This window comes from Neobacillus sp. PS3-12, assembly GCF_030915385.1.
In the GTDB taxonomy this organism is placed as follows: Bacteria; Bacillota; Bacilli; order Bacillales; family Cytobacillaceae; genus JAEVLT01.
Genome location: NZ_CP133268.1, coordinates 2,280,288 through 2,304,586, shown reverse-complemented (window position 1 = coordinate 2,304,586; position 24,299 = coordinate 2,280,288). Strand labels below are relative to the sequence as shown.

Sequence of the window (24,299 nt, the reverse complement as noted above, 5' to 3'; positions counted from 1 at the left end):
TATGAGGAAATTAAAAGTCATGACAGTCGTTGGTACTAGACCAGAGATTATAAGATTGTCAGCTGTTATTAATAAATTAGAAGAATCAAATGCAATAGAGCATGCACTTGTCCATACTGGTCAAAATTACGATTATGAATTAAATGAAGTGTTTTTTAAAGATTTCAAACTGAAAAAGCCCAATTACTTCCTTAATGCAGCTACCGGTACTGCTGTAGAAACTATCGGTAATATTTTAGTTAAAATAGATCCTATTATGGAAGAGGTAAAACCAGATGCGTTTTTGGTACTTGGAGACACTAATAGCTGTTTATGTGCTATTGCAGCTAAGAGGAGACATATTCCAATATTCCACATGGAAGCGGGGAATAGATGCTTTGACCAGAGAGTACCAGAAGAAACGAATAGAAAGATAGTTGATCATACAGCTGATATTAACTTAACCTATAGTGATATTGCAAGAGAGTATCTCCTTAGAGAAGGATTTCCATCAGATAGAATCATTAAAACAGGAAGCCCTATGTTTGAAGTGCTCAACTCTAGGAAAAATGACATAGAGAAATCAGACGTTATAAAGAGATTGGAACTTGAGGAAGGTAAATATTTTGTAGTATCAGCTCACAGGGAAGAAAATATTAATTCAGAAACCAATTTTTTAGATTTAGTTGATAGTTTAAACGAGATTGCAAAAAAATATAATAACCCTTTAATTTTAAGTACACACCCTAGAACTAGAAATATGATAAAATCTAAAAAAATAGAATTTAATCCATTAATAAAAACATTGAAACCTTTAGGGTTTAATGATTATGTAAAACTTCAAATTAATGCAAAAGCTGTTCTTAGTGACAGCGGAACTATCAGTGAGGAATCTTCTATTCTTGGATTTAGAGCACTAAATATTAGACAAGCTCATGAAAGACCAGAGGCGATGGAGGAAGCAACAGTTATGATGGTAGGGCTTGAAAAAGAAAGAATATTACAAGGATTAGAGATACTAGAAACCCAAGAAAACGATACATTAAGAATGGTAGAAGATTATAGTGTGCCAAATGTATCAGATAAGGTACTCAGGATAATATTGTCATATACGCATTATGTAAATAGAGTGGTGTGGGGTAGGGAATAATGGATTTAGAAAAATATCCAAGGGTACTTATAGTTACGGTAAATCCATTATCAACTACATCTAATAACGGCAAGACATATGACTCATTTTTTAAAGGTTATCCTAAAGAACGTATTGCACAATTATACTTTCATAGAGAAATTCCTACTTCTGATGTTTGTGAAAATTATTATAAAATTTCAGATGAAGATATAATTAAACAGTTTTTAAGTAGAAGTGAAAATTTAGGTAGAAAAGTCTATAGAGCAGACAAAGAAGAACGATTAATTCCAGAAAAAATAAATAATAAGATGAAAAAGTCAGCTATAGTTCGTTTTATAAGATCGTTATTTTGGCTGTCCCTTGATTTTGAAAAAAATGGTGTTAAAAACTGGTTAGATAAATTTGATCCAGAAATAATATTTTTTTGTGGTGGTAATGCAAATTATTTATATAATAATGTGTTGATGTTATCTAAAAAATATAATGCCAAAATTGTATACTATATTACTGATGATTATGTTCTACCTTATTTCTCATTAAATATTTTTGACCTAATAAATCGGCATTGGACACAAAGTGTTTTTAAAAAAATGTGTAAGAACAGTAGCTTGATATTGACAATAGGGGATAAAATGTCTGATGTGTATAAAGAAAGATATGGATTAGTATCTAAAAAAATAATGAATCTAGTTCAAATTAAGGAAAAGATTATATTAAATAATGAATTAAAAAATAATGATTTACAATTTGTTTATGTTGGTGGATTGCATAGCAATAGGTGGAAAGTATTATCGTTTATAGGAAAAAGTTTAGAAAGAATAGAGAAAAAAGGTTTCAAAGGCACATTAAAAGTATATTCACAGCACCAACCAAATGAAAAAATACTAAGGGAAATAAATAATAAGGAATATTCTAGATATTGTGGTTCTTTAGATTCAGAGGGTGTCAAAAAGGTTTTAGAAGAATCGGATGTTTTAGTTCATGTGGAATCATTTGACCGTAGTAGTAAAAAAATCACATGTCTATCAGTTTCAACTAAAATATCAGAATATATGGCATCCGCAAATTGTATATTAGCTGTTGGACCTGAAGATGTTGCTTCAATTGAGTATTTACTAGAAACAGAATCAGGTTTTGTAATGAACTCTATGGAAAATGAAGATTTAGACAATAAGATAATCAACATTTTTCAAAATCCTGATAAAAGAGTTAAATACATGGAGAATGCTCTACTAATAGCTAAGAAAAACCATGACATTGAAGTTAGAAGAAAAGAATTTCAACAAGACATTTTAAATTTAAAAAATCTTAAATAATTATTATTTATGAAAATATGTAGGAATAGATTATGGTTTTATTTTTGGAAATCATGTTCGGCTTACACGTTTTAGTGCTGATGGTAAAAGTGATTTTTAAAGGTGAGTGAAGTGAAACTACCCACCTTTAAAGAGAGGGCTGATATATGTTTGGGAGATATCGATGGAAAGTAGATAACTAAATTGTTCGGAAAGGTAATAGAAGATTGCACATCATCTAGGATGTAATTAATTGGATGTTTATTCCGTATCCAATTGAAAAGTAGCTGCAATTGTTTCATCTTTTTTCAGTTACGTGAATCTACTCATTTCCCATTATTGGTTCTGAAGGATTCGAAACCTTGGCACCCTTGGAAAAAGAATGAATCAAAGAAACAGCCCCTTTGTAACCTCTTTAAAGACAGTACTTTTGATCTCGTAATATTCTAAAATTGCATTAGCGGTGGGAGGAGAGGTTTATATTTGAAACTGATATTTATGTTTATGGGGATTATTGGGGTCTTATGAATATCAACTAACTCCTATCATCAAAGTTAGTATGTTCTTTTTAAACACTAACGTGATGTGAAATGGAGACTATCAATTCAATTGGAGATTTTGTTCAAAGGATTAGGATAAATTTTATTGGAACAATCCGTATACTGTATACACTTGGGAATTGGAATAAAAAAGTAAAATCACTTACTGAAGTGTTAAATTTCTTGTCTAGATTCAAAAAATGCAAGGGTTCAGTAAAATAATAGGTAATGAAAAAAAGTTGTATTAAAGACTATATTTAGAGTTTTTTAGTATATTTCAGAAGGTAGATGGTAGATTATGGGTTCCTTTGATATTCCAGTTGTATTGTTTATTTTTAAACGAAAGGATGCAACATTACAAATTTTAAATAGAGTTTCACAAATTAAACCCAAGAAGTTATACTTAATATCTGACTTTGGAAGAACTGAAGAAGAAGAGATTTTAGTCAATGAGTGTAGAAATGCAGTTGAGGAACATATTAATTGGGATTGTAAAGTAATTAAAAATTATGCAGAAAAAAATTGTGGAGTATATGATCGAATCGGGTTAGGGGCTAAGTGGGTATTTTCTATGGAACCTGTAGCTATTTTTTTGGAAGATGATAATTTACCAGAACTAAGCTTTTTTTATTTTTGTAAAGAACTTCTTGAAAAATATAAAGATGATAACCGTATTCTTTGGATTTGTGGTACAAATTACCTAGAAAATTATAAACCAGAAGATGGTTCGAGTTACGTATTTACTAAGCATTTATTACCGTGTGGGTGGGCTTCATGGGCAGGTAAATTTATAAAATATTATGATGCTGATTTAGCACTATATAATGATACGCGGTTAGTTAAGAGGGTAAAATATGAGTATGAGGATAAGAGATTATATAAACAGCAAATTGAATGTGTGAGGCAAGAATACGAGAGAAAGCTAAAAGGAGAGCGTTATGTTTCATGGGATTATCATATGGCCTACTCTATTCGTGTACACAACCTTTACGGGATTTCCCCAAAATTCAACCAAATTAAAAATATCGGTGTAGATAATTATTCAGAGCATGGAGGAGTTTCTTTAGATAACGTTATGACAAAACGATTTTGTGGAATGGAATCAATTCCTTTAAAATTCCCTCTTACTCATCCTAAAACTGTAATGCTTGATAGAATGTATGAAAGTAAGGTTGGAAATATAATCCTTTATCCACTTTCACTACGAATAAAGATTAAAATTGCAAAATTGATCAAAAATATTTTAGGCATGGAATCCAATGCATCTATTACAAAGACAATTAAAAACCATTTGAAGGTGGTTAGAAAATAATTAGAAGTACATTGGTACAAAGTAGTTCGATTTGTCATCAAAGGTAAAAAATATAGAGAATTTGTAGTTGATATCTTTTTATCATATATGTATTTTATATAAAGCTGTTATTTCCTCAGATGGGACAAAAATATTGCTTTGGAATTTTGCATATTATTACTTTTTATAATATACAATAATATAATCAGAATAAAAAATAAGGATGTTTCTATAAGTATATTCAATTATTTTGATTTTGAATTTATAATAATAGAGCCTTTTGCGTTTTATATTTGTTAAAATGCATTAAATTAGGAATTAAGTAATTAGTAGAGTAATTTCAAAAGGTTTGCATATATTATTATTTAGTGCTTCGCAATTATTATTAGTTATGGTAGTTAGTACTTTTGTTTCCACAGGAATGACAGCTTATCATATTTCTTTATCCTTCATTTTAAAGATGACAATTGCCTTTGGAATTATTATAATTTATAGATTTGAAAATTTCATTAATATTTTTTTGAAGATAATGACCTGGTTTCAGTATTTTCTTTAATTGGATATTTTATGGTTAATAGTGGAAATGTGCTGATTAAACCCCTATAGTGGATAACATTAACTAAATTTCTTGTGGGATAGACTATATATTCTTTTATCTGCCTTGGAAATCCGAAAGAAATTGTGGGGTTTTTGGGGTGGTGGAAAATTTGCTACTTTTTTAATTATAGCTATGATCTTCGAGTTGATTTATATAGAAAATAGACCAAGTACACTTAGACCTTTTATATATATTATAAGTATAGTAGCCACTGATTCTTCTGCTTGTTATGGGCTATTATTTTTTATGTTTCGTTTGTCATTAATAAGGCTGGATCTATAAAAAATAATATTCGTTCAGTATTATTTTTGCATTGGTTTTATTGATGTTTTTGCAAACATTAAGTATGTAGCTGACACATCAACAAACACTTTTTCATTGAGTTTGTTTGGTGTTTTGGATAAAATATTCTTTTTATGGGAAATTAGGAATTTTCTAAATCCACAAAAAATGATAATTGGCTTATGAAAATAATGGTTGTAATTATTTTAATGATTAATAAAGAACCTTCTTTAATTGAGATTTTGGTGTTTTATGTTTTATTATTTAAAGGATGCTGTTAAAACAAAAAATAAGTTTTCTACATCTTATTAAATATGTTTCCATTTAAATAAGCTTTTAACTTATTATTTAAGGTAATGTGAGGATAATAAAATAAAAGGTCAAATTTAAAGTTGAACAACTGAATAAAGACATTAGAAAAGACCAGCTATGACATAAAATAGGGACATTTAAGACAAATTTTAGGGACAGGTCTGCCACGGAGAGAGCCACTACATATTGATCACCGCATATTCCGCCACCATTGACTTTGCTTTTGCTCGTGTAGGGTATAAAAGCGGATTTGCTAAATTAAAGCCTTGAAGCTCACATGCAACAAATGTAAAACGGACAAATTGATTCCAAGCATTCACTGGTGGGTCCCAGTCCCCTGCCATTGCCTGCTAAGAATCGAGCGCCTCAGTAAATGGCAGGCAGCTTCGCTGTGGCTTTAATATACTGGCTCTGTAAATGTTCTTAGAGTCCCTCATTTTTGTCCTAAGTGGCTCTAAATTATGGCAAGTGTGTCACTTATCAATGGCAATATTCAAATAACTTTGGAATATAATATAAAGACATATTTGCAAATGGGGAAAGTATAATGTTCATTACAAAAATAAAGGGTTCATATTTAAAAAATTCATTATTAATTAATAATATTTTAGGAACATATTTTATCAAAGGGCTATCCCTTTTTATCAGTTTATTTACTTTACCTGCCTATCTAAAGTATTTTTCAGACCAGAACGTTTTAGGCGTATGGTTTACAATACTGTCGGTTTTACAATGGATCTTAACATTTGATTTAGGGATTGGAAATGGGCTTAGAAATAAATTAGTGCCTTTATTGGTAAATAATGAAAGATTTATTATAAAAAAGTATATTTCATCAGCATATGCTATTATAGGCATTATTTCATTACTGACTATGATTTTAGGTAGTGTTTCGATAGCTTTCTTGAATTGGAATAATATATTAAAAATATCAACTAACGTCGTTTCCAATGATGTTTTGAAATTGGTTCTAATACTAATTTTTACTGGAATTGTATCTCAGTTTTTTCTTAATCTTATTTCGTCCATACTATTTGCTATGCAAAAAACAGCATTATCTAATTTTATTTCATTGGTTTCCTCTGTTTTGATTTTACTATATGTAGTTTTTTTCAAGACAGGTAATATAGAGACTGATTTAATCAACCTAGCAATAGTAAACATATTAACTGTTAATGTTCCACTTCTTGTTGCTACTGTTATTGTTTTTTCGACTATATTGAAAGATTCCAAGCCAAATATAAGATCCTATGAAAAGAAATTTGCGTTTAGCATTCTCAAATTAGGTGGGGAGTTTTTTTGGATACAAATAGCTCTTTTGTTTATCAATTCAACTAATGAAGTTCTAATAACTCGGTTATACGGACCTGAAAATGTTGTTGATTATCAAGTCTATTTTAGACTGTTTTATTTAGTTGTTACATTATTTTCATTAATTACGAATCCTGTTTGGTCTGCAATTGCAAAGGCTTATGCAGACAAACAATATGATTGGATCATCAATCTTAACAAAAAAATTAATTTGTTAGTTTTGCTTATATCAGTGGGGAATGTTTTAGTATTGGTAGTTTCTCAAACAATAATAAACATCTGGCTTAGAAGAGAAGCAATTAATATAAATTATGGGTATGCATCTATTTTCGTGCTTTTTTCTGCAATTAGTATGTATAATATTGCCTCATCATGTTTTGCAAATGGAATTGGTATTTTGAGATGTCAGGTCATCTGTTATTCAATTGCAGCAATTGTAAAAATACCTATTGTTATTGTATTTTCATACTTTTTTAAGGATTGGATAAGTGTAGTTGTTGTTAATGCCGTAATTCTGCTTCCATACGCAATTATACAGCCGAGGGTATTGAGGAAGTTTTACAGAAGTCAAATGTTAAAAAAGCAATTAGATTCCCTAGTTATAAATAGTTAAATTGGTGATAATGTAATAAAAGAGGGAAAGGGTGTAACCGTCAAGTACATTTGAACAATTTCGCTTATTTATTTTGAACACTTTCTTCTTTAAAAATTGTTTCACGATGTTTCATTCTGTAACTAGAATCATTGAAATGAACAATTTCGGCCCTATGGATGAGCCGGTCTAATATAGCAGTTGCTACACCAACGTCACCTAGGAGCTCAGTCCATTCTTTTGGAGAACGATTGGAAGTTAAGATAATCGATGAATTGTTATACAAGTCATTAATCAATTGGAAAAATAAATTAGCCTCCCGTGGGTCCATCGCTGCGTACATCAGGTCATCAATAATAACTAAATGTGATTCTTTTATTCTCTTAATCCTAGTTTGGGACTTCCTTGTTATGTCCATTGTTTTCAAGGTATGAACCAAGTCTCCCATTGATATAAATGAGACCTTGTAACCACGTTTAATGGCTTCTAATCCTAATCCAACCGCCATGTGTGTTTTTCCCACACCTGGCGGTCCCAATAGAATAAGATTAAATAATTGTTCAATCCATGCTAATTCTTTTAATTGATTGAACTGCTTTAAACTTAACGATTCCTGTTCATCTAAGTTAAATTCCTCCAGTGGAGTGATACAAGGGAAAGATGCGAGTTTCAATCGCTTTTCCATGTTTTTTTCTTCTCTCATTTTTCGTTCAAATTCCACTACATTATTCAGGAAAGCAATATAACTATGCTGCTCCTTTTCGGCCTCTTCCAGTAGAGAAGGTAGCTTTTTTGAGGTTTCGACCAGCCTTAGTGAGACAAGTGAGTCTTGTAAATATTTAATTTGCTTCATTTTGCACTCTCCATGATCGTGAAGTAATCTTCTAATGGTCGTTGATTTGCCTCAGTTTTTGCGAGTGTTAACTCAGCGATGTCGTTATAATCTGAATCAAACTGTTGGTCGCTGGCGATTACACTGTTCACCAGGCGTTGTCGTTTAAAGAGGGATACGACATCCTGAAAGTCATTCGCACTAAAGAGCTGTCTCTCCAAACAAAGTGCAAGTGCCTCATCTATAACTTCTAATGATCCTATTTCGGTACACTTTTTAATTAGGCTTAGTTGGTCTCGAATGTAGCGTGGGTATTTATTTCGCAACTCATTTAAGTACATGGTTGCTTGTTCTTTATTTGTAAAATGCTCACTAATGACCTCAATAAGTTCTTTTATTCCCTTAGATTTATCTCGTTGATGGGATCTATTCTGAATGAGTTTCCCTTTATCTGTGCTAATGATATGTGTAGCTAGTATTTCCCCTGAATCTTGTACATAGATTATTAATTTATTATCTTCAGTCTCATAGATAAGAACATCTGGATACTTTTGAAATGTTCCTAACGGAACAGAGTACCGGTTCAAAAGATACATGATTGTATTGTCCTTTCGAACACTTCTTGTTATACTAGGTTTGTTAATATTGCTTATTAAGTTGACCTGTCGCATGTGTTGCTTTTCGACGAGAAACACATCGGCGGGTCTTCTTTTTGTGCCATTATGAATTTTGCCATTGCCTGTTCTTTTGTAAGCGTAAAATAATCCCCACCTGGTTGACAGGTGGGGATCGCGTTATTATTTAGGTAAGTTTTTAAAATCTATACAAACGGTTGGGAGTGTTTTTGACCAAGGAAGTACTTTATCTAGGTCATTTTTATCTGTCAGATCAATGTTGGGTAACTTCTCAAACAGATAACGAAGATAATAATATGGATTTAAACCATTTTCCTTAGCTGTCTCCACGATACTATAGATGATTGCACTGGCCTTTGCACCTCGTGGTGTATTTGAGAATAGCCAGTTTTTCCTTCCAATCACAAAGGGCTTGATTGAGCGTTCACTGCGATTATTGTCAATCTCTAAACGCCCATCCTCGAGAAATACCACTAATTTATCCCATTGATTGAGACAGTAGGTTATTGCCTGACCTAAAGCACTTTTTGGTAACACTTTTTGCTCCTGTATTTTTAGCCATGCCAAAAAAGCATTCAAGACTGGCTTGCTGCGTTCTATACGTTGTTCATAACGTTCTTTAGGAGATACCTCTTTTAGGTTGCGCTCAATGCGAAATAGTTGGTTACAGTAATGGAGACCTTCGTTTGCTGCTGCCCCAGATGTCATTCGCTTCGAAGAAGGCAATACTTTTAATGCCTCATCGAACTTACGACGTGCATGTGCCCAACAACCGACAAGTTTTACATCAGGTACCTTATGGTACCCAGCGTATCCGTCTACCTGTAAATATCCTTTAAATCCTGATAGGAATTTCTCTGCGTTTTTGCCGGATCTAGTTTCCTGATAATCATAAAGGATGGTTGGCGGTCCTTCTTTTCCAGATCGGTAAAGCCAGAGATAAGATTTTGATGTGGCTGGTCGTTCAGGTTCATGAAGCACCTGTAAGGTTGTTTCATCCGCATGTAATACATCATTTTCCAAAAGAATTTGATGCATACGATCGTAAAGCAAAATCAGCCATTGGTTTGCTCCGTGAATCATCCAGTTGGCAAGGGTTTGGCGTGATAATATCACTCCAAGTCTGGTAAACTGCCGTTCTTGTCGATATAATGGCAACCCATCTACATATTTTTGGTTCATAATATGAGCCATTAAAGAAGGAGATGCTAAACTCCCAGACTGGACAGGTTTAGGCATTGGTGCTGTGACAATGGGCGTTTCAATTTCTTCACGCTCACAATGACGACAAGAGTAAATATACTGAACATGCTTAACCACTTTCAATTCCGCAGGAATGAATTTTAGTTCTTGGCGCATTTGCGTGCTCATCTCATGTAATTTTCCACCGCAACACGAACAAACTTGCTCACTAGAGGATAAACGATATTCAATCGTCTCTACAGGCAAGTTTTCTAACATCGTTTCACGATGTCCGCGTTTTTTACGGCGTCGTTGATAGGTGATAGATTCTAAAGTAGGTTCTGGCAATTCAGGATTTGCTTCTTTTTCAATTTCATTGAAAAGTTCCAATTGATCGGGGTTGGTTTTTTCACTGGAAAAGCTGAATCTTTTTTGCTGCAGAAGGCGAAACTGTTCTTCAAACCATTTTACTTTTGCCTCTAATTCGTTCTGCTTTTTTAGCTTCGCCTCTAATTCTGCATTATGCTTCTCCAGCATTTCCAAGCGTTGTAGAAGATCTTCAATTGTAGGGGTTGTGGTAGTTGAATTCGCTGACTTTTTCATAATTTTATTATACGACAAAACAGGCTAATTCTACGATTTTTCATTATTTAAATAACAGTTCTTGCTGTTACTACAGGGTGTGCTTGTTTTTGATCTAATGATAATCCATCAAGAAGCCATCGTAGTTGTCGTGGGCTAATTTTCAAAGGAACTGTACTACTGTCGGATGGCCAATGAAATTTTCCTCGTTCCAGTCGGCGATAATATAGCCAAAAACCATTGTGTTCCCAATGAAGGATTTTCAATTTATCTCTCCCACGATTACAAAATACAAATAGACTTGAAGAAAAGGGATCTAAATCAAATTCTTCCTTAACAAGAACAGCCAATCCATCAATAGATTTCCGTAAATCTGTACTACCTCGTGCGAGGTAGACTCGATCTACAGTTGCTTCATTTAACATAAAGATTTCAGCTTCATTACTACATCAAGAAAAAGCATCGGGTCATAACCTGGCTTCACTTCAATTGTAACTCCCGCCACCTTTACAGATAAGGAGTTCCCAGTTCCTGTTTGATCATCAATATCATCAATTGATAGCCAGTTTGAATTTGATGATACCCTAGCTTTATTTAATTCAGATGGGTTAAATTTTCTTAACCAGTACCTAAACTGGTGGATATTTAGTTCGTGATCTGCACACCACTTAGTTTGGGTTTGACCACTAGCTTTAAAATCAGTAATTCGAAGCTCCCATTCCTTACGTAAATTTAACTTATCCAATTAAAAACCTCCCCAAATTATTATTTGAGGAGATTATCTCATAGAGGTTCTTCTGTTAATAGGTGGGAGCTATTTGACGCTTACGTTCTTTTTAACCATTTCAGTGACTGCTCATTCCACGTATCGATATTATGAAATACTCTGTTATTAATGAAGTTATTCTTAATGTAAGCGTAAAATAATCCCCACCTGGTTGACAGGTGGGGATCGCGTTATTATTTAGGTAAGTTTTTAAAATCTATACAAACGGTTGGGAGTGTTTTTGACCAAGGAAGTACTTTATCTAGGTCATTTTTATCTGTCAGATCAATGTTGGGTAACTTCTCAAACAGATAACGAAGATAATAATATGGATTTAAACCATTTTCCTTAGCTGTCTCCACGATACTATAGATGATTGCACTGGCCTTTGCACTTCGTGGTGTATTTGAGAATAGCCAGTTTTTCCTTCCAATCACAAAGGGCTTGATTGAGCGTTCACTGCGATTATTGTCAATCTCTAAACGCCCATCCTCGAGAAATACCACTAATTTATCCCATTGATTGAGACAGTAGGTTATTGCCTGACCTAAAGCACTTTTTGGTAACACTTTTTGCTCCTGTATTTTTAGCCATGCCAAAAAAGCATTCAAGACTGGCTTGCTGCGTTCTATACGTTGTTCATAACGTTCTTTAGGAGATACCTCTTTTAGGTTGCGCTCAATGCGAAATAGTTGGTTACAGTAATGGAGACCTTCGTTTGCTGCTGCCCCAGATGTCATTCGCTTCGAAGAAGGCAATACTTTTAATGCCTCATCGAACTTACGACGTGCATGTGCCCAACAACCGACAAGTTTTACATCAGGTACCTTATGGTACCCAGCGTATCCGTCTACCTGTAAATATCCTTTAAATCCTGATAGGAATTTCTCTGCGTTTTTGCCGGATCTAGTTTCCTGATAATCATAAAGGATGGTTGGCGGTCCTTCTTTTCCAGATCGGTAAAGCCAGAGATAAGATTTTGATGTGGCTGGTCGTTCAGGTTCATGAAGCACCTGTAAGGTTGTTTCATCCGCATGTAATACATCATTTTCCAAAAGAATTTGATGCATACGATCGTAAAGCAAAATCAGCCATTGGTTTGCTCCGTGAATCATCCAGTTGGCAAGGGTTTGGCGTGATAATATCACTCCAAGTCTGGTAAACTGCCGTTCTTGTCGATATAATGGCAACCCATCTACATATTTTTGGTTCATAATATGAGCCATTAAAGAAGGAGATGCTAAACTCCCAGACTGGACAGGTTTAGGCATTGGTGCTGTGACAATGGGCGTTTCAATTTCTTCACGCTCACAATGACGACAAGAGTAAATATACTGAACATGCTTAACCACTTTCAATTCCGCAGGAATGAATTTTAGTTCTTGGCGCATTTGCGTGCTCATCTCATGTAATTTTCCACCGCAACACGAACAAACTTGCTCACTAGAGGATAAACGATATTCAATCGTCTCTACAGGCAAGTTTTCTAACATCGTTTCACGATGTCCGCGTTTTTTACGGCGTCGTTGATAGGTGATAGATTCTAAAGTAGGTTCTGGCAATTCAGGATTTGCTTCTTTTTCAATTTCATTGAAAAGTTCCAATTGATCGGGGTTGGTTTTTTCACTGGAAAAGCTGAATCTTTTTTGCTGCAGAAGGCGAAACTGTTCTTCAAACCATTTTACTTTTGCCTCTAATTCGTTCTGCTTTTTTAGCTTCGCCTCTAATTCTGCATTATGCTTCTCCAGCATTTCCAAGCGTTGTAGAAGATCTTCAATTGTAGGGGTTGTGGTAGTTGAATTCGCTGACTTTTTCATAATTTTATTATACGACAAAACAGGCTAATTCTACGATTTTTCATTATTTAAATAACAGTTCTTGCTGTTACTACAGGGTGTGCTTGTTTTTGATCTAATGATAATCCATCAAGAAGCCATCGTAGTTGTCGTGGGCTAATTTTCAAAGGAACTGTACTACTGTCGGATGGCCAATGAAATTTTCCTCGTTCCAGTCGGCGATAATATAGCCAAAAACCATTGTGTTCCCAATGAAGGATTTTCAATTTATCTCTCCCACGATTACAAAATACAAATAGACTTGAAGAAAAGGGATCTAAATCAAATTCTTCCTTAACAAGAACAGCCAATCCATCAATAGATTTCCGTAAATCTGTACTACCTCGTGCGAGGTAGACTCGATCTACAGTTGCTTCATTTAACATAAAGATTTCAGCTTCATTACTACATCAAGAAAAAGCATCGGGTCATAACCTGGCTTCACTTCAATTGTAACTCCCGCCACCTTTACAGATAAGGAGTTCCCAGTTCCTGTTTGATCATCAATATCATCAATTGATAGCCAGTTTGAATTTGATGATACCCTAGCTTTATTTAATTCAGATGGGTTAAATTTTCTTAACCAGTACCTAAACTGGTGGATATTTAGTTCGTGATCTGCACACCACTTAGTTTGGGTTTGACCACTAGCTTTAAAATCAGTAATTCGAAGCTCCCATTCCTTACGTAAATTTAACTTATCCAATTAAAAACCTCCCCAAATTATTATTTGAGGAGATTATCTCATAGAGGTTCTTCTGTTAATAGGTGGGAGCTATTTGACGCTTACGTTACTACAGGGTGTGCTTGTTTTTGATCTAATGATAATCCATCAAGAAGCCATCGTAGTTGTCGTGGGCTAATTTTCAAAGGAACTGTACTACTGTCGGATGGCCAATGAAATTTTCCTCGTTCCAGTCGGCGATAATATAGCCAAAAACCATTGTGTTCCCAATGAAGGATTTTCAATTTATCTCTCCCACGATTACAAAATACAAATAGACTTGAAGAAAAGGGATCTAAATCAAATTCTTCCTTAACAAGAACAGCCAATCCATCAATAGATTTCCGTAAATCTGTACTACCTCGTGCGAGGTAGACTCGATCTACAGTTGCTTCATTTAACATAAAGATTTCAGCTTCATTACTACATCAAGAAAAAGCATCGGGTCATAACCTGGCTTCACTTCAATTGTAACTCCCGCCACCTTTACAGATAAGGAGTTCCCAGTTCCTGTTTGATCATCAATATCATCAATTGATAGCCAGTTTGAATTTGATGATACCCTAGCTTCATTTAATTCAGATGGGTTAAATTTTCTTAACCAGTACCTAAACTGGTGGATATTTAGTTCGTGATCTGCACACCACTTAGTTTGGGTTTGACCACTAGCTTTAAAATCAGTAATTCGAAGCTCCCATTCCTTACGTAAATTTAACTTATCCAATTAAAAACCTCCCCAAATTATTATTTGAGGAGATTATCTCATAGAGGTTCTTCTGTTAATAGGTGGGAGCTATTTGACGCTTACTTCTTAATAAACTTGACCGCGTTTTCTACTTTCCCTTTACTTTCCGGATCAGCCTTTCTACAAAGTTTAACTTCAAATTTGATTTCATTTACAAACTGTTGAAACTCTTCCGTAAGTAAAATATCGCCTTCATTCTCAGATACTACTATTAGTCGGTCCTGATCATACAGGATTTCTTTTGATACCCCTCCAAATTCCTTAAATGCATTCCTGTGAGCTGAAATAACATCTTTTGTCGTGAAAGGGCGATTTTGAAATTCAATATATTTATATCTTGAATGGGCCAAGACAAAGACAATGAACACTAACTTAACTGGTTTACCATATTGGTTTTTTACTGTTTTAAAACCAAAGTCTGCTTGTATTTGTTCGCCCATTGGAGGATCAGGAACTGCTTGATAATCTCTAGCACTGGATTCCTTTGGAATTTGAAAATCTTCCCGAAGGGATCTTACATAACTTCTTACTGTACTTTCTCCAACCTGGAACTCTGGATATTTTTCCTTAAGCCAGTCTTGGATTTGAGCTGCAGTTAGATCTGGATATTCTCTTAACCAATGAAGTATTAATTCTTTATGAATGTCTAACTTCTTACTTCTTATCATTGTTGATGCCGTCCATTCTGCCATTTCCTCAGGAGATTTACGAATATACTTGTAAACAGTATTTCTCGAAATATTTAGTTTCTTAGCGATAGATGAGATACTATATTTCTGATTTAGCATCCCTCTAATTTCTATATACATATCAAACTTATCCACCTTTTCAAATCCTCCGCCTAATCATAGAAGTATAAAAATCTATCATAAAGTGGAGAATCATTTTAGTAAATAAGTGTTCAAAATTATTTGTCGTAAACTGTTCACTTTAGTCTAGCACTTACAAAGGGTTAGGGGGATTTGTAAGGTATGCATCAAATAGCAACAATCCACCTTTAATTCATGCGTTTTTAATTGCGGTGCCTGTCACGCCCCGATACGCCCCGATATTTGTCGAAGATTGATAGGATATTAGTGATGGATGAAATGATATTATAGAAGCGCAACTGAATAGAAATGGTGGCAGTTTTAATTGGCACCTATGTCAGTATGGGAAGAATAGTGAAGGAATACAGTTTGCAAGTAAGCGTCAAATAGCCCCCACCTTCAAGAAGGCGGGGGCTTGTATTATTTAGATAACTTGTTAAAGGCAATGCAAGTAACTGGAAGTGTTGTTGACCATGGAAGTTATTTCGGCACGCCCCGAGATTTGTCGAAGATTGTTAGGTTAATAGTGATGGATGAAATGGTAGTATTGTACAGAAGTGCAACTGAATAGTAAGGGTGTGTACACCCCGATAAATATTAATGTCAGGGAACCAATTATCTTGCAGGATAACTGCCTGAATATTTCGTTTGAAAAGAGCAGCTTTCTCGGACAAATTGAGCACTTTTCACGGAAGAAATGAACCATTCTAACGGGGTGGAGGACCACTGAAGATTAGTTTACAACAACATTGTAGTTCTCTGACAAAGAACTCTTATATTTTTCCAGCCAACTAACCAATAAAAACTCCTCTAATTCACTATTTCGTTGATTAGAGGAGTTTTGTGCAAAATACTGGTTAATCCTTGAAGTATTCATTTATGATTTTACGTGCTCCTTCATAGATGTCCTGTTCCGACCATGAGTATGGAAATGGGTTCTCCCCATGACAATCGGTGTCAGGCACCGCAAAAAGACAAACATTCAGATTTGTTAATTTGGAGGGGACAGAGCTTTGTCCTCTTTATTTTGTTAAAAAGGGGCAGGAATATTTAAGATGTTGTCGAATTTTTGGAGTATAGTTATTTTAAGTAATTTTTTGCCCCAATCCTTCTTCTCAAAAATCCTTTTGTTGCATCTTCATTTATTAAGTTTCCTATTTTCTTCAAGATACAAATTAATAAAAGGAGTGATCGCTATTGGCCAGAAAAGGTCGGCCGTGGTTTCCTGGTGCAAAATATCATATTACAAGCAGAGGAGTAAGAAGAACGACTCTGTTTCACCATGATGATGATCGCGATAAGTATTTATCATTGGTTGAAGAGGCAAAACATCGTTATAATTTTAATCTTCATGCGTATTGTTTAATGACCAATCATATTCATTTACAGATTGAAACGAGGAAAGTTCCCAGGGAGAGGTAATGAAGTACATTCATACAAAATATGCTAGGTATTTTAATGCGAAATACCACCATATAGGACATGTTTTTGATAAACGTTATGGTAGTGAGCTAATAGATTCATCAGAGTATGAATTAGAATTAAGCAAATATATCCACTTAAATCCTCTGAAAGCAAATATGGTAACAGCATTAGAAGATTACCGTTGGAGCAGTTACCGTGTATACATCTTCCTTGAAAAATCTTCACTCGTCTATACGAAACAACTCCTTTCTTATTTTCCTGAACCGCAATCCCAACATTACGAGCAATATCTAAAGTCTGGCTATACTAAATTATCTTTTTCGGATACTGGAAAACTCCTACTAAATAAAAACGAATGTGGGGTGTCATTGTGAGCATTAAGGTTACGAGTATTGGTTTAAAAGGCATGGAAGGATACTTTGTGAATGTTGCGGTAAAGGCGTTTGCTGGCGTGGAATCGATTGTCATTGTCGGGTTGCCGGATGCTTCTGTTAAGGAATCAAAAGACCGAATCATGGCAGCACTCCACTCATTTGGCCATTCACTGGCAGATAAAAAAATCATTATTAGCCTTTCCCCATCCGAACAAAAGAAAAATGGACCAATGTTTGATCTAGCAATGGCCATCTGTGTGTTATTAAGCATTAAGGAACTCAAGGTTAAGATCCCTGATCATACAGGTTTTATTGGAGCATTATCATTTGTATGGCGAGATTGAGCCGGTTGAAAGGAATGCTGCCAACGGTGCTGGCTGCCAAAAGATTAGGAATAAAACGATTGTACATGCCCTTTGATGAAAGACTTCCATTATTAGAGTTTGATGAACTTGAAATTGTTTATGTGTCCTCCTTGCATGAAGTCGTTCAACATCTTTCAGGGCAGAATATTCTACCGTTTTTCTCACAACAACAGAAAGAAGAAATTGTCCCTTTGAATTATATTGATTTTCAACAAATTATTGGTCATTCCTATGCTAAAAGTGCTTTGGAAGTCGCTGCTGCTGGGGAGCATCATGTTTTTATGACGGGACCACCAGGCTGTGGAAAAAGTATGTTGGCGGAAAGCTTTCCATCCATTTTACCCCCATTAACAAAGGAAGCCCAATTAGAAATGATGAGTTTATATAGCTTAAGCGGAAATTCTTACCCCCAAGTAAATATGCCTCCATTTCGCAATCCACATCATTCGGCATCAGCCATCTCGATCATTGGCGGCGGACAATATCCTAAACCAGGAGAGGTGTCATTAGCACATCGTGGTGTATTATTTTTAGACGAAATTGCAGAATTTTCGAAGAAAACCCTTGATATGCTTCGACAGCCTTTAGAAAGTGGTACTGTGACGATTAGCCGCACGCAAGCAACCATCAAATATCCTGCATCATTTATTTTAGTTTCTGCCATGAACCCATGCCCTTGTGGCTACGCAGGTTCTAACTCCCACTATTGTACTTGCACTCCAAAGCAAATTCTTTCTTATCAAAATAAATTATCCGGCCCGTTAAGAGATCGTTTTGATATTAATCTATCTTTAAGCTCAGTTGATTTTAAAACTGAGAAAAGAGAGGGTGAACCATCACATATTATTCGCAAAAGAGTGGAGGAAGCCCGAAAAAGGCAATATGATCGTTATGGAAAAGAAATAACCAATTCGAGAATAGATTATGATACTCTAGTAAAATTAAGCCCATTGACATTTGAACAGCAACGGATGCTTGATCAATTTTCAGCAAAGAAAAACTGGAGCAATCGAACACATATCAAAATCCTTCGTCTTGCTAGAACTATAACTGATCTCCAAGGAAAGGATAGAATCACCGATCAAAGCATTTGGGAAGCTGTTAAATTGAACAATCGTGCCTTGTTAAAAGAAAACGGTGGAATTGTGCCTGGTGTGTGTTGATCTTGCCAGGGAGCATTATTCAATTAATTGCTCTAACTCATCCATGAAAATCCCCATGAACTTTCGATCCAGGATTCCGTAAAAGTATGCAAATGGATTTCTGATTTTCATTGATTTTATCTTGCGAATTAGCTGTTTAAATGCTTGAATTCCGACTTCCAGTACTTGGTCTTGGTCTTCTTCACAAGTATTTTTGTAGGCAGCGATCTGGACCATTTTCCAGTATTCTTCAATGGTTTTGGGATCTCCAAAAAAGTAATGGACTAATTGAACAAAAGGTTTTGGCACACGATCACTCGTAAAGGTGTGGTCTAACGTAACCGATCTTTCGTAACGTTTTTTTATATCTTTATTTTTAGTTTCTGAAGGATTAGTAGTTTCTGGGTGGTTCATTTTTTCTGCTTTGGGTAGTTCATATGCAGGTAAACGATTAAACACATAAAGATTGGCTGTCTGAGAGCCATTTTTTTCTTCCTGTTTCATAGATAGTGAGGATACCTAATTCTTTTGCCTTGAGTGTCATCCGCTTGAAGGTAGAGCGGGAAATACCGTTGCCATTGTACTCTTCGTGGATCACCTTTAGCAGTGTTCCAATTTTAGCATTACAAACACCTGGAATTTTAGCTGAATAGCGAACCAGCCGCTTTAATGCAACAAGTTCACCTTTTGAAAATGCCCCCTTGTGTTTAACCATCCACTGCTCGATATGACCATTAAATTCCTTCAAGGAATCAAACTGTGAAAAACCAATGAAATCTTCAATCCTACCTGCTTTTATCGTCATAATTTTGAACCTCCCTTTCACCTTCTATATAAAAAGAAAGGGGGCAAAAGGACAGGTAGGATAATGTGAAATTTTTGTGAACTGAATTCAGTCCCTGTCACGCCCTGAAAAGTTTGATTTAATATACTCCAATAAAGGAAACAGATTTTTTATAACACTTATATCCAAAGTTGAGAGCCACTATACGTATCTAGCGGGATAACCAAAAATGAAAAAGGGGCGAAATAAGGAACGCCCAAGAAAGTCAGATTTACATTATTCTTTAATCGGTTCATACAGATGAATAAAGGCATGGTAATGTGATAGCTCTGCCATATTTAAGAGCCACTTAAGACAAAATATAGAGCCAATCTGGACATGCTTTGAGCCATCTCCTGTACAATTTAGTTCACACTTTATATACTTCAATTAAACATTAATTAATTGATATAAATTTTGAATCGCCTGATTTACACATTTGTTTTTGTTTTTATCATTTGCATATACAGCTACCGTGCCGTGTGAAGGCAAACTACTACTAGCCTTAACGATATAATCTATTGATGATGTGTAAATTTCTATATTAATGATAAAACCTTTCTTTACGACCAGATAATAAATTTCTATTTTTTTAAATTTTTTTCTAGATTTGCTCAGGGTAGCAACACCTCTTTTCAATTTATATTTTTTGCTAGGTAAACCTAACAAGTATATGGAAATAGCAGCATGTTCCTTGAATGACTAATACAGTATATCTAATATACTTGGTAACCAATTTATTGTTACAAAAGAATTGAGGAAGAGCTTTCCAATATCTTAATGTTTGATTAATGATAATGATGGTTTTGCGGCTGCGACTGTTGTATCGCGATATTGTTCGGCTCTCTTTAGTTTATCGTTTAAGGAAGATAATCTAGAATCAACAGTAATGATATTTCCATTTTTAAACTCAATATTCCCGTGCCTGTGGTCAAGCCCCTATTAAATAGACACTTTTAAAATACGACATTAAGATAATTTTTGGTAATTTTTATAATAATCTTTTGGAGAGACGAATCCAAGTTTTTGTTGGATTCGTTTCTCGTTGTAATAGTGAACAAATCCTTTTATGTTTTGCATAAAGGAACAAAGTTTTACCTCAAAGAAGCAAGGAAACTCCGTTTTAAAATGAGAAAAGAAGCTTTCAATAACAGCGTTATCCCAACAGTTAGCTTTGCGTGACATACTAGGTGTAAACTTTAGTGTCTTCGCCAATTTATTGTGATCAAAAGATCGGTAAACACTTCCCTGGTCACTATGGATTATAACGCCCTCTAATGATTTTAATTTTCTCCTTTTTTGAGTAGTTTCGATTGTAGCTTTAATAAGCTCCTTGTTTGGACTGGAGCTAACTTGTAATGCAAGTAATTCCCGATTAAATAAATCCATCAACGCTGAAACATAAAACTTCTTATCTTCCACCCAAACTTCAGTCATATCCGTTACCCATTTTTGATTCGGATAAGTGGCATGGAAGTCTCTGTTCAGGAGGTTTTCATAGACATAACCAGCAGCTTTTCCTTTGGATTCTTTGGTAGTCTTTGGACGGCGTACTGTTGCTTTAAGATTGGCCTCTTTCATGATGCGAGCTACTTTTTTATGATTAACAAGCGTCCCTTTGGCAGATAAATATTTGGCAATTCGTTTTGCTCCGTAGGTGCCTTTGTGAAGAGAGTATGCCTTTTTTATTTTTGTTAATAACTCACGATCTTCAACTGATACTTGTACGTTTGGTCTTTTAATATAAGCATAATAACCACTTGTAGAAACTCCAAGAACAGAACAAAGAAGGCGAACTGAATATTCCTTTCTCAAGTACGAAATAGCTTCAAATTTCTTGCTTATTCGTTCTCCTTGAGAAAGGTTTGGAACTTTTTTAATATCTCATTCTCCAATTCTATTTCTTTTAGTTTTTTCTCTAATTCTCTAACTTTTTGACTATTATTTTTTGATTGAGATAATCGGTGTGAATTTGGATTTCTAAGTCCATCCTCTCCATTCTCTTTATATGAATTAACCCAACGATTCACAGTATCACGATGTAGTCCTAAATCGTCCGCCACTTCTATAACTGATTTTTTCCCATCTAAAATCTGTAGTGCAGCTTCTATCTTAATTTCGACACTTGTTTGTTTTTTGGCCATTCCAGTTATCCCCCCAAGAATCCAGATATGTCGTGTTTTTCTCTATGTTATATGTCCATTATAAGGGGGTCAACCAGCTGTCACGCCACGAGATTTGTCGAAGCTTGATAGGTTAATAGAGATGGGATGAAATGACAGAATAGTAAGGGTGGCAGGTTAATCTTTTGTGTCAGTCGTAGTTGTGAAACTAAAAATTTTATAACAATTTTTTCATCCATTGGAGGATTATCAGGAATTTTGGAGAAAAGAGTATGTGTAGAAAATTTATTTTAAATCCTCTTATTCAAATCGATTTGGTATTCCTTCATTCCGTCTTCAAACTATTCATGTTTCAACTCCACTATCTATTATTTAAAATCCCTATTTAATGTATCTATTTATCTTCTCATTCCAATGATTTGATTTGCCACCCACAAAATATTTGTCCTATGATAGGAGGTCATTCAATGACTGTAAAAGTATCTAGTATTGGATTAAAAGGACTGGAGGGCTATCGTGTACAAGTTGAGGTACGCCCTGATGAGTATACTCCAATAAAGGAACTAGATTTTTTATTACACTTATATCCAAAGTTGAGAGCCACTATTCCTATCCAGGGGGACAGCCAAAAATAAAAAGGGGCGTCATATGGAACGCCCAGGAAAGTCAGATTCACATTATTCTTTAATCGATTCATACAGATGAAAAAGACATGGAAATGTGACAGCGCTGACATATTTAAGAGCCACTTAAGACAAAAATTAGAGCCAATCTGGACAACCTTTGAACGATTTAGCTCACATTTTTTTCCAATTAAACATTAATTAATTGATACAAATTTTGAATCGCCTTTTTGACACATTTGTTCTTGTTTTTATCACTTGCATTTACAGCTATAGTGCCGTGTGAAGGCAAACTGCTGCTAGCAATAACGATTTAATCTATCAATGATGTGTAAATTTTTTTTCTAGGTAACTTTAAAAGTATATAAAAGTAACAGTATGATCCTTGAATGACTAATACATTATTTCAAATATACTTGGTAACCATTTTATTGTTACCAAAGTAAGTAGGAAGAACTTTCCCATATTCGAATTCTTGATTAATGATAATGGGGGTTTTGCGGCTGCGACTGTTGAATCGCGATATTGTTCGGCTCTCTTTAGTTTATTGTTTAAGGATGATAATCTAGAATCAACAGTAATGATATTCCCATTTTTAAACTCAATATTTGTTTTTCGATCTATGTATTTAGCGTAATCTGTTCGATGAATTTGGTTTGGATTTAACCATATCGTTTCAACATGCTTTGCTGACTGAGTAGGAAAAAGAACAAGTTCCAATAATAGATTAACCATAATTGGACACATTGTTTTCCCATTATGTTCTCTAGATGTTTCCATCGCTCCTTTTAGGGTATAACCTACTTTTTTAATGCTATAATCCAAGATTTCCAGTGGGGACTTCTCAACCACAAACATTCTGTTTGTTTCTCTAACGATCGTACATGCTTTGTTACGGCGATCATAAAAGCCTGCCATATACATGAAGAATTGATTAACCGCATAATGTTCTTCAAACAATGGATTCTGTTGCTTTTTCATTTCTGAAACACAATATCTTCTGGATTTTTTGACTGAAGATGCTTTTTTCATTTTGGAAACGATTATATTAAATCGATCTTGTCGTTTATTCATAAAATAATTCCTCAGCTCCTTGATAGGATTGATATAATAGGATTCCAATAAATAGGCTCGTAAATAGGCTTCGTCCATAGAAATGAAATGAAATCATAAACATTTAAATCTCGAAATATCATCACCACCTTTGGCTGAAGTTCATTTTAAGTAATTGTTTGTCGCTATTCATGGTAGGTTGTTTTTCAAATAGTAGATTAAAGCATTTTCGAATCTATGGAGCCCTGATTGGCATAAACAGAGATGGAGAGAATCTGAAGTATTGAACAAAGATGGTTACATGTATGTTTGTTAGCATATAAGAAATGTAAAGAGGTACGGCGCAGTACAACGTATTAAACATTTCTTAAAGTTCTGGAGATGTAAGATGTGTCCCTAGTATTCTGACACAACTTATATTACCCAAAAATGTAACCGTTTTCAATATAACTATACCTAGATAATTTGTATTTTCGCAAAATTCTACAATTTTTTCATAAATTATTCAAAAAGTTTCAGCTCCAACAAGCCCTGTCTGCGGATATCAGAGCCCGTAAGTGCAGGACAGAGATCCTCTAATTGACGTTAACAAACATCGGACTTAAATTCTTCTAGAAAGAGCGCTTATTACTAGTTATCCGTGAATAATTTAAAAGTATCACATGACAATAATCCTATTAAAATATAACTAATTGATATTTAATCAACACAATACTTCGACATAAGTTTGAACAAAAATCAAAAATTTGGTGAATATTGTCTGATTGTGCGGACTTTTCACCTATTTTATATTAAAATTTGATTAGAAAAACAACGGAATATATCACTTTACTGATAATAGCAAACTTATCGAAAGATAAGGACGCAAAGTTCCAGACCTAAAGCAATGGCTATGGTGGCTGAACTACCGAAGGAAGTGGGAAAAAAAGT

The 24,299-nt window shown here is 34.6% G+C and carries 28 protein-coding genes and 1 riboswitch; of the genes, 10 read left to right on the top strand and 18 right to left on the bottom strand.

The features are described from left to right. Position 1 precedes the first annotated feature (1 nt). The 3 genes from wecB to RCG17_RS11665 all read left to right on the top strand — a co-directional run bounded on the left by wecB (position 2) and on the right by RCG17_RS11665 (position 4,257). A complete protein-coding gene (wecB, locus tag RCG17_RS11675) occupies positions 2 to 1,129 on the top strand; it encodes a non-hydrolyzing UDP-N-acetylglucosamine 2-epimerase (RefSeq protein ID WP_308175306.1) in 1,128 nt (375 codons plus the stop codon). Beyond that, positions 1,129 to 2,427 carry a glycosyltransferase family protein gene (locus tag RCG17_RS11670; protein ID WP_308175305.1) on the top strand — a complete coding sequence of 433 codons (1,299 nt, stop codon included), beginning with the start codon at positions 1,129 to 1,131 and terminating at the stop codon, positions 2,425 to 2,427. The genes wecB and RCG17_RS11670 overlap by 1 nt, the downstream gene beginning before the upstream one ends. A gap of 816 nt (positions 2,428 to 3,243) precedes the next feature. Next, entirely contained in the window at positions 3,244 to 4,257 is a 1,014-nt protein-coding gene (locus RCG17_RS11665) for a hypothetical protein (RefSeq protein WP_308175304.1), read from the top strand. Positions 4,258 to 5,607: 1,350 nt separating this feature from the next. Here the strand turns inward: RCG17_RS11665 and RCG17_RS11660 are convergent. After that, on the bottom strand, positions 5,608 to 5,748 hold the full coding sequence (locus RCG17_RS11660; RefSeq protein ID WP_308175303.1) for a hypothetical protein: 141 nt from the start codon (positions 5,746 to 5,748) through the stop codon (positions 5,608 to 5,610). Between the two features lie 227 nt (positions 5,749 to 5,975). On the opposite strand from RCG17_RS11660, the gene RCG17_RS11655 reads away from it, so the two are divergent. Further along, positions 5,976 to 7,352: an MATE family efflux transporter gene (locus RCG17_RS11655; protein WP_308175302.1), complete on the top strand. Its 1,377-nt coding sequence runs from the start codon at positions 5,976 to 5,978 to the stop codon at positions 7,350 to 7,352. A 64-nt stretch (positions 7,353 to 7,416) separates the two neighbouring features. On the opposite strand, the gene istB is transcribed toward RCG17_RS11655, so the two are convergent. The 11 genes from istB to istA all read right to left on the bottom strand — a co-directional run bounded on the left by istB (position 7,417) and on the right by istA (position 15,456). Next, complete coding sequence (istB, locus tag RCG17_RS11650) at positions 7,417 to 8,184, bottom strand: IS21-like element helper ATPase IstB (protein WP_308175301.1); 768 nt, start codon at positions 8,182 to 8,184, stop codon at positions 7,417 to 7,419. Further along, positions 8,181 to 8,759, bottom strand: coding sequence for a hypothetical protein (locus tag RCG17_RS11645; RefSeq protein WP_308175300.1), 579 nt, complete (start codon positions 8,757 to 8,759; stop codon positions 8,181 to 8,183). The genes istB and RCG17_RS11645 overlap by 4 nt, the downstream gene beginning before the upstream one ends. A 201-nt stretch (positions 8,760 to 8,960) precedes the next feature. Then, positions 8,961 to 10,517, bottom strand: a complete 1,557-nt coding sequence (locus RCG17_RS11640) for an IS66 family transposase (protein WP_308175808.1) — start codon at positions 10,515 to 10,517, stop codon at positions 8,961 to 8,963. Between the two features lie 113 nt (positions 10,518 to 10,630). Next, entirely contained in the window at positions 10,631 to 10,987 is a 357-nt protein-coding gene (gene tnpB / locus RCG17_RS11635; protein ID WP_308171377.1) for an IS66 family insertion sequence element accessory protein TnpB, read from the bottom strand. Continuing rightward, positions 10,981 to 11,307 (bottom strand): IS66 family insertion sequence element accessory protein TnpA, encoded by a 327-nt coding sequence (locus tag RCG17_RS11630; RefSeq protein WP_308171378.1) that lies wholly within the window; start codon positions 11,305 to 11,307, stop codon positions 10,981 to 10,983. The genes tnpB (RCG17_RS11635) and RCG17_RS11630 overlap by 7 nt, the downstream gene beginning before the upstream one ends. A 215-nt stretch (positions 11,308 to 11,522) precedes the next feature. Next, positions 11,523 to 13,079: an IS66 family transposase gene (locus RCG17_RS11625; protein WP_308175824.1), complete on the bottom strand. Its 1,557-nt coding sequence runs from the start codon at positions 13,077 to 13,079 to the stop codon at positions 11,523 to 11,525. Positions 13,080 to 13,192: 113 nt separating this feature from the next. Beyond that, complete coding sequence (tnpB, locus tag RCG17_RS11620) at positions 13,193 to 13,549, bottom strand: IS66 family insertion sequence element accessory protein TnpB (protein WP_308171377.1); 357 nt, start codon at positions 13,547 to 13,549, stop codon at positions 13,193 to 13,195. Continuing rightward, positions 13,543 to 13,869, bottom strand: coding sequence for an IS66 family insertion sequence element accessory protein TnpA (locus RCG17_RS11615; protein WP_308171378.1), 327 nt, complete (start codon positions 13,867 to 13,869; stop codon positions 13,543 to 13,545). Before RCG17_RS11615 ends, tnpB (RCG17_RS11620) begins: the two co-directional genes overlap by 7 nt. 80 nt (positions 13,870 to 13,949) lie before the next feature. Continuing rightward, positions 13,950 to 14,291 carry an IS66 family insertion sequence element accessory protein TnpB gene (tnpB, locus tag RCG17_RS11610; RefSeq protein ID WP_308175299.1) on the bottom strand — a complete coding sequence of 114 codons (342 nt, stop codon included), beginning with the start codon at positions 14,289 to 14,291 and terminating at the stop codon, positions 13,950 to 13,952. After that, on the bottom strand, positions 14,285 to 14,611 hold the full coding sequence (locus RCG17_RS11605) for an IS66 family insertion sequence element accessory protein TnpA (RefSeq protein ID WP_308175298.1): 327 nt from the start codon (positions 14,609 to 14,611) through the stop codon (positions 14,285 to 14,287). Before RCG17_RS11605 ends, tnpB (RCG17_RS11610) begins: the two co-directional genes overlap by 7 nt. 80 nt (positions 14,612 to 14,691) lie before the next feature. Next, a complete protein-coding gene (gene istA, locus RCG17_RS11600) occupies positions 14,692 to 15,456 on the bottom strand; it encodes an IS21 family transposase (RefSeq protein WP_308175297.1) in 765 nt (254 codons plus the stop codon). Between the two features lie 400 nt (positions 15,457 to 15,856). On the opposite strand from istA, the gene RCG17_RS11595 reads away from it, so the two are divergent. The 5 genes from RCG17_RS11595 to RCG17_RS11575 all read left to right on the top strand — a co-directional run bounded on the left by RCG17_RS11595 (position 15,857) and on the right by RCG17_RS11575 (position 18,768). Further along, the gene (locus RCG17_RS11595) at positions 15,857 to 16,012 is read left to right on the top strand and encodes a hypothetical protein (RefSeq protein ID WP_308175296.1); all 156 of its coding nucleotides are present in this window, start codon (positions 15,857 to 15,859) and stop codon (positions 16,010 to 16,012) included. Positions 16,013 to 16,638: 626 nt separating this feature from the next. Beyond that, on the top strand, positions 16,639 to 16,863 hold the full coding sequence (locus RCG17_RS11590) for a transposase (protein WP_308175295.1): 225 nt from the start codon (positions 16,639 to 16,641) through the stop codon (positions 16,861 to 16,863). Continuing rightward, positions 16,863 to 17,240 carry a hypothetical protein gene (locus RCG17_RS11585; RefSeq protein WP_308175294.1) on the top strand — a complete coding sequence of 126 codons (378 nt, stop codon included), beginning with the start codon at positions 16,863 to 16,865 and terminating at the stop codon, positions 17,238 to 17,240. The genes RCG17_RS11590 and RCG17_RS11585 overlap by 1 nt, the downstream gene beginning before the upstream one ends. After that, positions 17,237 to 17,584 (top strand): magnesium chelatase domain-containing protein, encoded by a 348-nt coding sequence (locus RCG17_RS11580; protein ID WP_308175293.1) that lies wholly within the window; start codon positions 17,237 to 17,239, stop codon positions 17,582 to 17,584. The genes RCG17_RS11585 and RCG17_RS11580 overlap by 4 nt, the downstream gene beginning before the upstream one ends. Beyond that, a complete protein-coding gene (locus RCG17_RS11575) occupies positions 17,572 to 18,768 on the top strand; it encodes a YifB family Mg chelatase-like AAA ATPase (RefSeq protein ID WP_308175292.1) in 1,197 nt (398 codons plus the stop codon). Before RCG17_RS11580 ends, RCG17_RS11575 begins: the two co-directional genes overlap by 13 nt. Before the next feature lie 15 nt (positions 18,769 to 18,783). Here RCG17_RS11575 and RCG17_RS11570 read toward each other — a convergent pair whose 3' ends face one another. The 5 genes from RCG17_RS11570 to RCG17_RS11550 all read right to left on the bottom strand — a co-directional run bounded on the left by RCG17_RS11570 (position 18,784) and on the right by RCG17_RS11550 (position 21,714). Next, the gene (locus RCG17_RS11570) at positions 18,784 to 19,251 is read right to left on the bottom strand and encodes a hypothetical protein (protein ID WP_308175291.1); all 468 of its coding nucleotides are present in this window, start codon (positions 19,249 to 19,251) and stop codon (positions 18,784 to 18,786) included. After that, positions 19,199 to 19,552 carry a hypothetical protein gene (locus RCG17_RS11565; RefSeq protein ID WP_308175290.1) on the bottom strand — a complete coding sequence of 118 codons (354 nt, stop codon included), beginning with the start codon at positions 19,550 to 19,552 and terminating at the stop codon, positions 19,199 to 19,201. Before RCG17_RS11565 ends, RCG17_RS11570 begins: the two co-directional genes overlap by 53 nt. Before the next feature lie 408 nt (positions 19,553 to 19,960). Further along, the gene (locus RCG17_RS11560) at positions 19,961 to 20,209 is read right to left on the bottom strand and encodes a hypothetical protein (protein WP_308175289.1); all 249 of its coding nucleotides are present in this window, start codon (positions 20,207 to 20,209) and stop codon (positions 19,961 to 19,963) included. Between the two features lie 330 nt (positions 20,210 to 20,539). Beyond that, positions 20,540 to 21,385 carry an IS3 family transposase gene (locus tag RCG17_RS11555; protein WP_308175288.1) on the bottom strand — a complete coding sequence of 282 codons (846 nt, stop codon included), beginning with the start codon at positions 21,383 to 21,385 and terminating at the stop codon, positions 20,540 to 20,542. Positions 21,386 to 21,411: 26 nt separating this feature from the next. Continuing rightward, the gene (locus RCG17_RS11550) at positions 21,412 to 21,714 is read right to left on the bottom strand and encodes a helix-turn-helix domain-containing protein (RefSeq protein WP_308175287.1); all 303 of its coding nucleotides are present in this window, start codon (positions 21,712 to 21,714) and stop codon (positions 21,412 to 21,414) included. Positions 21,715 to 22,160: 446 nt separating this feature from the next. Here RCG17_RS11550 and RCG17_RS11545 point away from each other — a divergent pair, with 446 nt between their 5' ends. Further along, positions 22,161 to 22,328, top strand: coding sequence for a hypothetical protein (locus RCG17_RS11545; RefSeq protein ID WP_308175286.1), 168 nt, complete (start codon positions 22,161 to 22,163; stop codon positions 22,326 to 22,328). Between the two features lie 381 nt (positions 22,329 to 22,709). On the opposite strand, the gene RCG17_RS11540 is transcribed toward RCG17_RS11545, so the two are convergent. Further along, complete coding sequence (locus RCG17_RS11540) at positions 22,710 to 23,390, bottom strand: competence protein ComK (protein WP_308175285.1); 681 nt, start codon at positions 23,388 to 23,390, stop codon at positions 22,710 to 22,712. A gap of 808 nt (positions 23,391 to 24,198) precedes the next feature. Next, positions 24,199 to 24,281, top strand: a riboswitch (cyclic di-GMP riboswitch). Positions 24,282 to 24,299 lie beyond the last annotated feature (18 nt).

Coding starts and splice junctions, on each gene's coding strand:
- wecB (WP_308175306.1), top strand. CDS start 2: ATGAGGAAATTAAAAGTCATGACAGTCGTTGGTACTAGACCAGAGATT.
- RCG17_RS11670 (WP_308175305.1), top strand. CDS start 1,129: ATGGATTTAGAAAAATATCCAAGGGTACTTATAGTTACGGTAAATCCA.
- RCG17_RS11665 (WP_308175304.1), top strand. CDS start 3,244: ATGGGTTCCTTTGATATTCCAGTTGTATTGTTTATTTTTAAACGAAAG.
- RCG17_RS11655 (WP_308175302.1), top strand. CDS start 5,976: ATGTTCATTACAAAAATAAAGGGTTCATATTTAAAAAATTCATTATTA.
- istB (WP_308175301.1), bottom strand. CDS start 8,184: ATGAAGCAAATTAAATATTTACAAGACTCACTTGTCTCACTAAGGCTG.
- RCG17_RS11645 (WP_308175300.1), bottom strand. CDS start 8,759: ATGTATCTTTTGAACCGGTACTCTGTTCCGTTAGGAACATTTCAAAAG.
- RCG17_RS11640 (WP_308175808.1), bottom strand. CDS start 10,517: ATGCTGGAGAAGCATAATGCAGAATTAGAGGCGAAGCTAAAAAAGCAG.
- tnpB (WP_308171377.1), bottom strand. CDS start 10,987: ATGTTAAATGAAGCAACTGTAGATCGAGTCTACCTCGCACGAGGTAGT.
- RCG17_RS11625 (WP_308175824.1), bottom strand. CDS start 13,079: ATGCTGGAGAAGCATAATGCAGAATTAGAGGCGAAGCTAAAAAAGCAG.
- tnpB (WP_308171377.1), bottom strand. CDS start 13,549: ATGTTAAATGAAGCAACTGTAGATCGAGTCTACCTCGCACGAGGTAGT.
- tnpB (WP_308175299.1), bottom strand. CDS start 14,291: ATGTTAAATGAAGCAACTGTAGATCGAGTCTACCTCGCACGAGGTAGT.
- RCG17_RS11585 (WP_308175294.1), top strand. CDS start 16,863: ATGAAGTACATTCATACAAAATATGCTAGGTATTTTAATGCGAAATAC.
- RCG17_RS11575 (WP_308175292.1), top strand. CDS start 17,572: ATGGCGAGATTGAGCCGGTTGAAAGGAATGCTGCCAACGGTGCTGGCT.
- RCG17_RS11570 (WP_308175291.1), bottom strand. CDS start 19,251: ATGAAACAGGAAGAAAAAAATGGCTCTCAGACAGCCAATCTTTATGTG.
- RCG17_RS11565 (WP_308175290.1), bottom strand. CDS start 19,552: ATGACGATAAAAGCAGGTAGGATTGAAGATTTCATTGGTTTTTCACAG.
- RCG17_RS11550 (WP_308175287.1), bottom strand. CDS start 21,714: ATGGCCAAAAAACAAACAAGTGTCGAAATTAAGATAGAAGCTGCACTA.
- RCG17_RS11545 (WP_308175286.1), top strand. CDS start 22,161: ATGACTGTAAAAGTATCTAGTATTGGATTAAAAGGACTGGAGGGCTAT.
- RCG17_RS11540 (WP_308175285.1), bottom strand. CDS start 23,390: ATGAATAAACGACAAGATCGATTTAATATAATCGTTTCCAAAATGAAA.